Origin of the sequence: Actinokineospora sp., assembly GCF_052390155.1 — a bacterium.
Taxonomy (GTDB): Bacteria; Actinomycetota; Actinomycetes; order Mycobacteriales; family Pseudonocardiaceae; genus Actinokineospora.
In genome coordinates, this window is record NZ_JBQTHF010000033.1 from 1 (window position 1) to 9045 (window position 9045).

General features: G+C 76.3%; 6 protein-coding genes. All 6 read right to left on the reverse strand.

Translation table 11 applies throughout. The annotated features are described in order from the left end of the window. Positions 1 to 91 precede the first annotated feature (91 nt). Genes ACT4N7_RS13810 through ACT4N7_RS13835 form a run of 6 tightly spaced genes read right to left on the reverse strand, consistent with a single transcriptional unit; the run spans position 92 to position 8825 of the window. Positions 92 to 259: a thiazolylpeptide-type bacteriocin gene (locus tag ACT4N7_RS13810; RefSeq protein ID WP_444829100.1), complete on the reverse strand. Its 168-nt coding sequence runs from the start codon at positions 257 to 259 to the stop codon at positions 92 to 94. An 8-nt stretch (positions 260 to 267) separates the two neighbouring features. Next, positions 268 to 1962 (reverse strand): thiopeptide-type bacteriocin biosynthesis protein, encoded by a 1695-nt coding sequence (locus tag ACT4N7_RS13815; RefSeq protein ID WP_444829101.1) that lies wholly within the window; start codon positions 1960 to 1962, stop codon positions 268 to 270. Next, positions 1959 to 3032: a hypothetical protein gene (locus ACT4N7_RS13820; protein ID WP_444829102.1), complete on the reverse strand. Its 1074-nt coding sequence runs from the start codon at positions 3030 to 3032 to the stop codon at positions 1959 to 1961. The genes ACT4N7_RS13815 and ACT4N7_RS13820 overlap by 4 nt, the downstream gene beginning before the upstream one ends. Further along, positions 3029 to 4753 (reverse strand): YcaO-like family protein, encoded by a 1725-nt coding sequence (locus ACT4N7_RS13825; protein ID WP_444829103.1) that lies wholly within the window; start codon positions 4751 to 4753, stop codon positions 3029 to 3031. The genes ACT4N7_RS13820 and ACT4N7_RS13825 overlap by 4 nt, the downstream gene beginning before the upstream one ends. Further along, a complete protein-coding gene (locus tag ACT4N7_RS13830) occupies positions 4750 to 6417 on the reverse strand; it encodes a hypothetical protein (protein WP_444829104.1) in 1668 nt (555 codons plus the stop codon). Before ACT4N7_RS13830 ends, ACT4N7_RS13825 begins: the two co-directional genes overlap by 4 nt. Beyond that, positions 6414 to 8825, reverse strand: a complete 2412-nt coding sequence (locus ACT4N7_RS13835) for a lantibiotic dehydratase (RefSeq protein WP_444829105.1) — start codon at positions 8823 to 8825, stop codon at positions 6414 to 6416. The genes ACT4N7_RS13830 and ACT4N7_RS13835 overlap by 4 nt, the downstream gene beginning before the upstream one ends. Between the last annotated feature and the right edge of the window lie 220 nt (positions 8826 to 9045).

A 9045-nucleotide genomic window follows, 5' to 3' on the forward strand; every position in this document is an offset into this window, starting at 1 on the left:
GCGCGCCGCTGGGGCGCCTCCCCGGGCGGGGTGTTGGGCCACCGCCGGGGGGGGGGGGGGGGGGGCGGGGGGGCCCCGCCCCCCACGGCCGTCACTTCATCGGCTGACAGCACGAACATCCCGAGCACGAACAGCTACTCGTGCCGCCGGACGCGCCGGTCTCGGGCAGCGCGGTCACGTCGCGCATCGAGGTCACCTCGATGTCGTCGAACCGCAGGTCATCGATCTCGAACAGGGTGTCCCGCATGTGATCACTCATCCTTCTCGCTACTCCGGTCCGCGGGGTGCGGGGAGCTGGGAGCGCCCTAGTGGCAGCAGGTAGACCAGCGCCTCGTCCACGCCGTCGAGGCCGAACACGTCGTTGGCCACGTCGTCGTAGAAGCCGCCGACCATGCCGAGCGACAGCCCGGCGGCGGCCGCGACCAGGGCCAGGTTCTGCGCCAGGTGCCCGGCCTCGGTGAAGCCGAACCGCAGGCCCCGCAGGCCGTAGCGGGCCCGCAGGCCGCCGAGATCGACGGACAGGCCGAGCACGGCGGGCACCGCGGACAGGTCGGTGCCGCCCCGCTCGACGCCGTTCTCGCCGAACCACATCGACATGCCGGCCAGGTCGGTCTGCGCGGGCAGCGGGCCGGTGCGCGTGAGCGTCCGGGTGACCTCGTCAACCAGGTAGCGCCCGGGGTCGACGCCCGCGATGTCGCGCACGAGCACCGCCAGCCGCGCGGCGTAGGCCAGACCGGCGCTCGGGTAGGGCCTGCGCGGGTGCGGCGAGCCGTCCAGGGCGTGCACCGGGTTGTCCGGCAGCGACGCCTGGGCGGTCCACAGCACGGTGGCCAGGTCGGCCGCGGTGATCGGGCCGCCGAGGACGCCGCGGCCGGTGGCCCGGCGGTGCAGCGCCTCGGTCAGCGGCACCGTGAGCGGCGCCGGACCGGGCAGCGCGACGGGCACGTCCCGCGGGGTGGGCACGCGCGGCCGGTCGGTGACCGCCATCGGCGTCTGGCCGGGCAGACCGGGTCGGAACCGGCTGGCCTCCAGGTAGCGCCGGTCGGCGGCGGTGACGCCGTCGGCGAAGAACGGCTCCGGGCCGCGCGGGGCCAGCGCCGACGCCGCGACCAGCCAGCACAGCGTGCGCTCCTCGTCCGGGGACAGGCCGATGCGGTTGAGCAGCAGGTGCAGGTGCGAGCCCCACACGCCGAGCCAGTAGCCCGCGGCGGGGCTCGACGCGTCGCCCTCGACGGCCCGGCGGGTGCGGCGGACGCTGTTGGTCCAGCGGGTCAGCACGTGGCCGCGGGTGCGCGCCACCCGGTCCCAGCGGGCGTCGAAGGCAAGCGCGCGCGGGGTGAACAGCCCGTCGGCGATGCGGTGCGAGGCGAGCGCGGGCATCAGGGTCGTCTCGGGCGCGTGCCGCCAGGCGGCGCCGTGCAGCCGCAGCCAGGAGCCCGCGGCCCGGCGGTCCAGGCCGAGCGCGAGCGCGGTGGCCATGACCAGTTCGGCGGCGGCGGTCAGCTTGGCGCTGGGGCTGTCGGCGGCGGCGAGCACGGTCAGCGCGAGTTCCGACGACCGGCAGAACGAGTCCTCGGCGTGCGGCAGCGCGGCCGGGCCGCCGTAGCGCTCGGTCTCGGGCTCGTAGGCGACCTCGCGAACGGCGCCGTGCGGGTGGTCGCCCGGGTCGCCGGGGAGCACGGGGTGGTCGGCCTTGGCGACCAGCCGGGCGAGGTCGGCGCGCAGCGCGCGGACCGTGCACCAGTCGGCGCCGCGGACCCGGACGCGCAGGTGGGGGCCGCGGTCGCGGTAGCGCAGGAAGTACCAGTCGGCGATCAGCCCGGACACCCGCAGCCCGTCGAGCAGCGGGCCGACAGTGCGCGCCAGGAACTCGTCGACGTGCTCGGTCCGCCACGCGAGGTGGCAGTGCAGGCCGGTCCACGACCGGGTCCGCGTGAGCCGGGGTTCGGCGGTGCGGGTCATGGCAGCTCCTTCACCGGGGTCAGGTCGTAGCCGACACCGCGGGTTCGCGGGCGGCCTGCCAAGAGCAGGTAGAGGAAGTCGTGGCCGGGCGGGGCGTGCGCGGCGGCCTCCAGTTCGGGCTCGCGCACGCTCCGCGCTGGCCTGCAGAACAGCCCGGCCCTCGCGGCGGCGGCGCAGATCCGCTGGCCTGCGGCGCCTGCCGCGCGCAGCAGCGCGGGGTAGGCGTCCTGGCCGCGCTCGGCGACGGCCGCGGCCACGTCGGCGGTGATCACCCAGGCCACGTTCATCCCCGTGACGTCGATCTGGGTGCGCGGGTAGGTGAACGCCGCCTGCACGGCGGCGGTGGCCGCGGCGGGCTCGACCAGGCGCAGTGGGTGCGGCGCGTACCAGCCGCCGGCGAGTCCGTCGACGCCGCGCACGGCGATCCGGTGCCGCAGCGGGCTTTCGGGCACCGCGTCGGCGAGCAGGCGCAGTGCGCTCGCGGGCAGTGGCCGCGGGTCGGCGGCGAGTCCGCGCGGGCCGATACCCGAGCTGCGCCACGGCGAATCCGTTGTCGAGCGAAGGTTTCCCGATCCCGTGAGGGCGACACCATCGGCGTCCAGGTCGGCGATGAGTCCGAAGTGGATAGCGGCGTCGGCGAGCGCCTGACCCAGGTGTCCGGTCTCCAGTTCCGCCAGCGCGACGGCCAGGTCGCCGTAGCCAGGGGGAAGACGGTCGGCGCCGCGGTCGAAGTCGAGCCGGGCGGTGTCGCCGACCGCGGGCACACCCGGGCCGGACAGCGTGCGGCGGACCGGGTCGACCACCCAAGCGCCCGCGGGGGTGCGCAGCCGCACGCGCACCGGGTACGCCGCGCGCGGGGACGGGTAGGCGCGGTGGTCGTTGGCCGCGTTCCACGGCTCGAACCGCTGGGGCGTCAACACTTCCAGCAGCAGAACGGCCAGCGCCGCGCCGAACGGGCCGCCGTCGGCCAGCACCGAGATCGGCGCGCCCGCGGGCAGCGGCGCGGCGCGGCCGGGAAGTCCACTGTGGACCGACTTCCCGTGGCTGTGGGCGTACGCGGCGGCCGTCATGGGAACGGATGGGGGTGCGGGGACAGGGACGCGGGCTCCAGCGGCGCGGGCAGCCTGCCGAGTTCGGCGGGCACCTCCAGCAGCCGGTGCAGGCCCGCGGTGCGCCTGCGCAGGTGCCCGAAGGTCATCGGCAGCGTGCCGGGCACCAGCACCTTCGCCGCGTGCAGACCGAGCCGGTCGGCCACCACGGGATCGGTCTGGTCGACGGCGATGACCTCCAGGCCGCGCCACGCGAGCCTGCCGGTGTAGCCGTCGAGCACGTGGCGCAGGTCGTCGCCCGCGCGGCCGCCGGGGCCGCGCACCATCGCCGCGGCGTCGATCCACGGGGTGTCGCCGAGCAGGAACCCGTACCGCTCCTCGGCTTCCGGCAAGGTGTTCACCAGCACGTGGTCCTCAATGGACATCACGCGCTCAGGCTCGGCGAACAGCTCGCGCAGCCGCGCGTGGTCGTGCCGGTCGGGTGTGCCAGCGGCCGCCTCGACGTCCACCGCCAACTCGGCGGCGGCCGAGCGCAGCGCGGCCACCGGGTCGGGATGCGCTCCCGCGGCGAAGAACGCGCGCGGCGCGCCCGGCACCCGGCCGCGGTAGCGGGCCAGCGCGAGCACGGCCGGGATGTCCAGATCCGTGGTGGCGTCGAAGAACAGCAACTCGTAGCCCAGCGAGTCGAGCCGGTCGGCCAGGTGTGGCAGCACGGGATCGGTGTCAGGAAGGCGCACCCTGTCGAGCGGTGTCTGTGCGTACCAGGCCAGCAGGAACGCGTCCCGCTCGGCGACCTCGAACAGTCCGAAGAGGACAGCCTCGGTGAAGCTGTTGCCCAGGCCGCAGCCGCTGGAGGTCTCGGCGACAAACCGGGTGCCGGGCGCGTTCCAGTAGGCCACCTGCTCGGGCACGGCGACGACGGCCTCGCGGGTGTAGGACCAGCCGTGCACCCACCGGACGGGCAGATCCGGGTGGTAGCGGGCCAATCGCGGGTCGGCGAAGTCGGGCAGCCCCAGCCGCACCGGGTCCACGGCGCGCTCGCGACCCAACTCGGCGAACGACGCCGTCAGCACGGTCCGCCGCCCCAGCGGCGCCGCCCCCGCGGCCCGCTCGACGGCCTCGAACAGCGCGACACGCTCGGCCTGCGCGGCGTCGGCGGTGCGCCCGTAGCCCGCCCAGACGCCCGACTCCGCACTCGCGACGACCAGCGGCATCACCCCGTTGACCGACACGCTGGTGACCGGCCCGTGCCGCCGGTCCACTAGGGCGGCGCGCAGGCTTTCGGTTGTGGTGCGCGGATTCGCCCCGCGCAGGGTGCCGGGCTCGCTCGGGCAGTCCGCCCGGACGACGACGGCCAGCGCGGCGGAGTCGTCGGGCAGCGGCGCGCAGGTGGCACACCCGCCCATCCGCGGGCGCACGGTGTGCGTGGCGACCGTCGCATGATCGGACCGCACCGCGACGACGACATCGGACGGGCTGGCCCACAACAGATCCGCGGCGAGCGCGGGGAGCAGCGGGCTGAGCGCGGGGGCGACCACGCCGCCGAGGCGCGGATCGAGGTCGGCAGGCGCGCCCTGGGTGGTGAGCCGGGCGTGTTCGGCGCAACTCGGGCAGGTGCCCGCGACCGGACCGAACAACGCGAGCCCACCGTCACGGCGCACGGGAAGGTCGGCCGCCGCACCATCCCCGTCGAGAGAGGCCAGGTGGACGACATCGAGAGGCGTGCTGTGCGGGACGGTCATCCGGCGCCTCCCCTGCCGGGACCGCGAAGTTCGGCGGGGATCGGCACTCGGCAGGCCAGCAGGCCCGCCGCGGCCAGACTCGCGTCGGCGGGCGGCTCGACGTCCGGGAGCGGGACGTCGAGCAGCGTCGCCAACGCGGCCTGCACCCGCGGCTCGGCTTCCGCGACTGTCGCGGGCCAGTACCAGTCGCGGGTGGTCCAGGGGGCGGTGTCGTCGGGGCGCCAGGCCGGGGCGGCGCCGCAGAGCCACACCGAGCCGGTCGAGACGGGCAGGCGGGCCTCCTGCGCCTGGACGACGCCGGTCGCGGCGAGGGCGGCGAAGGCGACCGCGTCGGCGGCCGTCCCCTCGATCGCCCACGCCAGAACTCCTTGCGGCGACAGCACTTCGGCCTGCACGACGCCGGCGGCGAGCCCGCGCACCCGCAGGCTCGCCGGCACCCCGAAACGCAGCGTCAGCGCCTTCCACCAGCGCCGCGCGGTGGGATCGCGCAGCCAGTCGTCGCCGGATACGGGGTCACCGGTCAACGAGCGGTCGCGCACGGCGTGCCGCAGCGCCACTCCCCTGGCGTGCACCGGATCGACGCCGAACGCGACGTCCGCCGAGCCGACCGCGCGCAGTACCGCGTCGACCCGGGCGGCGTCGGTGGTCGTGCCGACGCCCAGGGTCGCGCCGACCGTGGCGAGGTTGGCCGGAAGTTGCGGCAGGGCACCGAGTTCCGCGGGCGGCACCACCCCCAGTTCCGGGTCGGACAGCAGCTCGGCCAGCCGGGCCGCGCCCGCGAACCCGGACGGCAGCGGGCGCGGCGCCCCGGTGAGCCAGGGGTGGTACTCGGCGCGCAGCGGGTCGAGGCGGGCGACCAGCACGGCGGGCCGCTCCCCCACGTGCCGCTGACCGTCCACAGTAGACAGAACGTCGGCGTCCACCGCCGGGTCCGGCAGACCGGCCACCGCGCACAGCAACCGGTGCGCCGCCGCGCTGCCCACCAGTGCCGCCAACACCTCCGGCACCGCGGGCACCGAATCCCCGACGAGCCGCATCCGGTCGACACCGAGCCGCGTGCGCACCTCCGGCGCGGCCGCGACCCGCTCCGCGTACAGGCCCGCTGGCAGCACATACCCGACCTCGGCGCCGCACCCAGCCACGACGGCCACCGACCGTCCACCCGCGAACAGCACCAGCCCGTCGCCCGGAACCGGCCCCGCGGCTTGGATTCCGGCGGCGGACAGCGCCCGCCGCGCGGCCGCGGCGAGGGTCCCCCCGCCGCGCACGCCGATCAGCGCGGCCGAGAGCCGCCGCCACGCCTCGGCCGGGTCGTCGGCCACGGATTCCAGCCACAGCGCGGTGTCCGGCGGCGGCAGGCCAGGACCGTCCGCGCCCCAGCCCGCGGGCACCTCCACCACCATGTCGTGCTCGCGGAGCTGCGTGAGCACCACCTCGATCGCCTTGCCCACCGACGGCGAGATCCCTTCCGGCACACCGAAATCCGCCACCGGCACGCCCTCGGCCAGCTTCGCCGCGAGCCGCTCCCAGACCGTCCACAGGCCGGCGCCACCGCCGAGGGTGAAGCTGGAAACCCAGCCCCGCACGTGCACGCCGGACTCGGTGGGGGTCGCGTGCACGACCGGCCGCAGCCGGATCACCCGGCCGGAACGGGACTCGGTCATCGCGGGCTCCGGTGGGTCTCGATGATCAGCTCGGTCACTCGGCCCTGGGTGCCCGGCACGGGCAGCGCCTCCGCGAACCGCGCGTCACCGCCGTGCCTGGCGAGCAGCTTGGGCAGGCAGCGCAGGTGCAGCGCGTTGCCCAGGTCGACGTACTGCGGCTTCGGGCTGCCCCGGTAGCGGGCGAAGTCCGCCATCGACGTGATCGCGCCGCTCGCGCCGACAAAGACATGCTCGGGCAGCCCGTGGCGCCCGCGCAGTCGCGCCGCGGCGGCCGCGTCGGGCACGTCCGGCGCGGTGTCGAACCGCCACGTGCGCCGGGACAGCACAACGTCGCGATAGGACAGTCGTGATTGGACAGTGACGCCGTCCGTGCGCGCGATGGGCGCCAGCAGGCCGGGCGCGACCATGCCGCACGCCAGGTCGGTGTAGAGCGGGGCGAGCCGGTCCGGCAGCAGGTAGGGCACGAGAAAACCCAGGTAGAGCACGTCAAGCGGGACACCGCGGTGGCACACCCGAAGCTGGTCGGTGCCGAGATCGTGGACCAGCGCCAACTCGGCGGTGTCGATGTCGGCCCACGCGGCGTCCTCGCCGATCTCCTGGCCGCCGAGCAGCGGGTGCAGGTTGGCGTTAAACCCGCGCACGGGCCGAAGCTGCGCGGGGGCGCCGCCGAGCGTGCGCCGCACCCGGGCGGCCACGGCGGCCCGCGCGGCCGGGTCGAACCGGCCGAGAAACCGGCTGGCGAACCGGCCGAAGCCCGCGTAGACGTGGTTGAGCACCAGGGTTTCGCCCGCGGGCTGGACGAAACACGAGTAGGACACCGGCCGCGCGTCGGCCCACGCGGGCAGCAGGTCCGCCGCCCCCGCGACCAGCGATTCCGGCACGGTCGCCCGGTCTCCGTCGACCACCACGGCCGCCACCGCCGCCGCACGGGCCGCCGCGAGCGCGCGGATGTCCGGGTACTCGCTCGCGGCCGGGTCGGCCAGACCGTCGGCCAGGGCGGGCACGATGTCCGCGCAGTCGGCGATCGGCACCGCCGCGCCCGCGCCGAAGCGCGCCACGAACCGGTGCCGCGCGAGCCTGCGCACCAGCAGCAGCTCGTCGAAGAGCTGGAACAGCGGGGTCAACCGCGCGAGGTCGGCGCGGGCGGGCGCCCGCACGGTCCGTGGCCGCGGCAGCACCACGTCCTCGGTCAACACGGGCACGTCCGCCAGGTCGACGCCCGCGGCGGCGCCCAGCGTCTGCCAACGGTCGGTCAGGGCGCGCAGGGCTTCGGGGCGTGCCGACGCCGGGGTGTCGGCGAACCGGGCGGTGGCCGCGTGCGCGTCGTCCAGCAGGACGGCCAGATCGTGGTCGCCGTGCGCAGCCAGCCAACCCGCCAGCGCCTCGGGCGCCTGCGGGTGCACGGGCGCGACGGGCACCAGGAGCCCGAGGTCGACCAACCGGCCGACGAACTCGCGGGCCGCGGCCCCGTCGCCGGACAGCCGCGCGGCGAGGCGGTCGGCGAGCCAGGCGGGTGTGGCACCGGGGGCGGCCTCGGCGACGACGAACCGGAGCGGGCCCGTCGCGGGCAGGTCGACCTGCTCCTCCCGCGTCGTGCAGACCTGGGTGGCGCCGTCGATCGGGATGTCCCGGTGGAACCCGATCCGGCCCGCACGCTCCCGCAGGCCGGATGCCAGGCGGTGCGGCAGGTGGTCGCGGCGCGCGGGATCGGCGAGCAGCGCGGCGACGAGCCGAGTGGACAGGACGGCGTTGGCCCTGGTCTCGGCGACGGGCTCACCGGGTTCCCCCGGCTCGTCCCAGGTGCCCCAGCCGACCTGGGTGAACCAGGACAGCGGGCTCGTCTTGGCGCACGCGCGCAACGCGTAGCGCAGGACGGTGGGCTCGGCCTTGCGGGCGCGGGCGTCCGGGGTGGCGCCCGCGGCGGCCACCCTGTCGATCCCGTAGCGCAGGTCGCGGCCGGTCAGCGCGGCCGCGCTGCGCAGCGGCTCGGCCGCGCACAGCCGCGCCAGCACCGCGCGCTCGGCGGCGAGCGCGACAGGTGTGGCGGCCTCGACCGCACCCGCGAGCGCGTCCGCCTCGGCGCGCAGCCGCAACCATTCGGCCAGACCGGGAACGTGCAGGTCGCGCGCGGCCGCGAGCAGGGCGGGACGCGGGGCGCGGCCGTTGTGCACGTCCCGGCGCAGGGGCAGCACCACGGCGCGGGTGTCGTGGCTGCGGTACAGCGCGTCGGCGACCGCGGGCCCGAGCGCGGTCAGCCGGGCGCTGACCTCGGCCAGCGCGTCGAGCGCGCGGCGCAGCGGGGCCGCCTCGGCGGGCGCGGGCGGGTAGGACACCGAAGCCAGCCGGACCACGACGTAGGGCGCGAGCGCGGCGACGGCTGCCCGCGGTGCGCTCAGCGTGCTCGTCATGGGACCTGCCTTGCCGAGAGGGTGACCTGGCCAAAGCGTTGGCGGCCATGATGTCCCGAACCCCTGACGACGACCTGACACATCCACAAAGGACAGTCAACGAACCGGACAGCCGTGGCCGGGGGGGGACACCAAACAGAACACCGGGGGGGAGCGCGCCGGAGGGGAAGGGAACCCCCCCCCCCCGCCCCGTGCGGCGCGAGCGGGCCAGCGCGGCCCC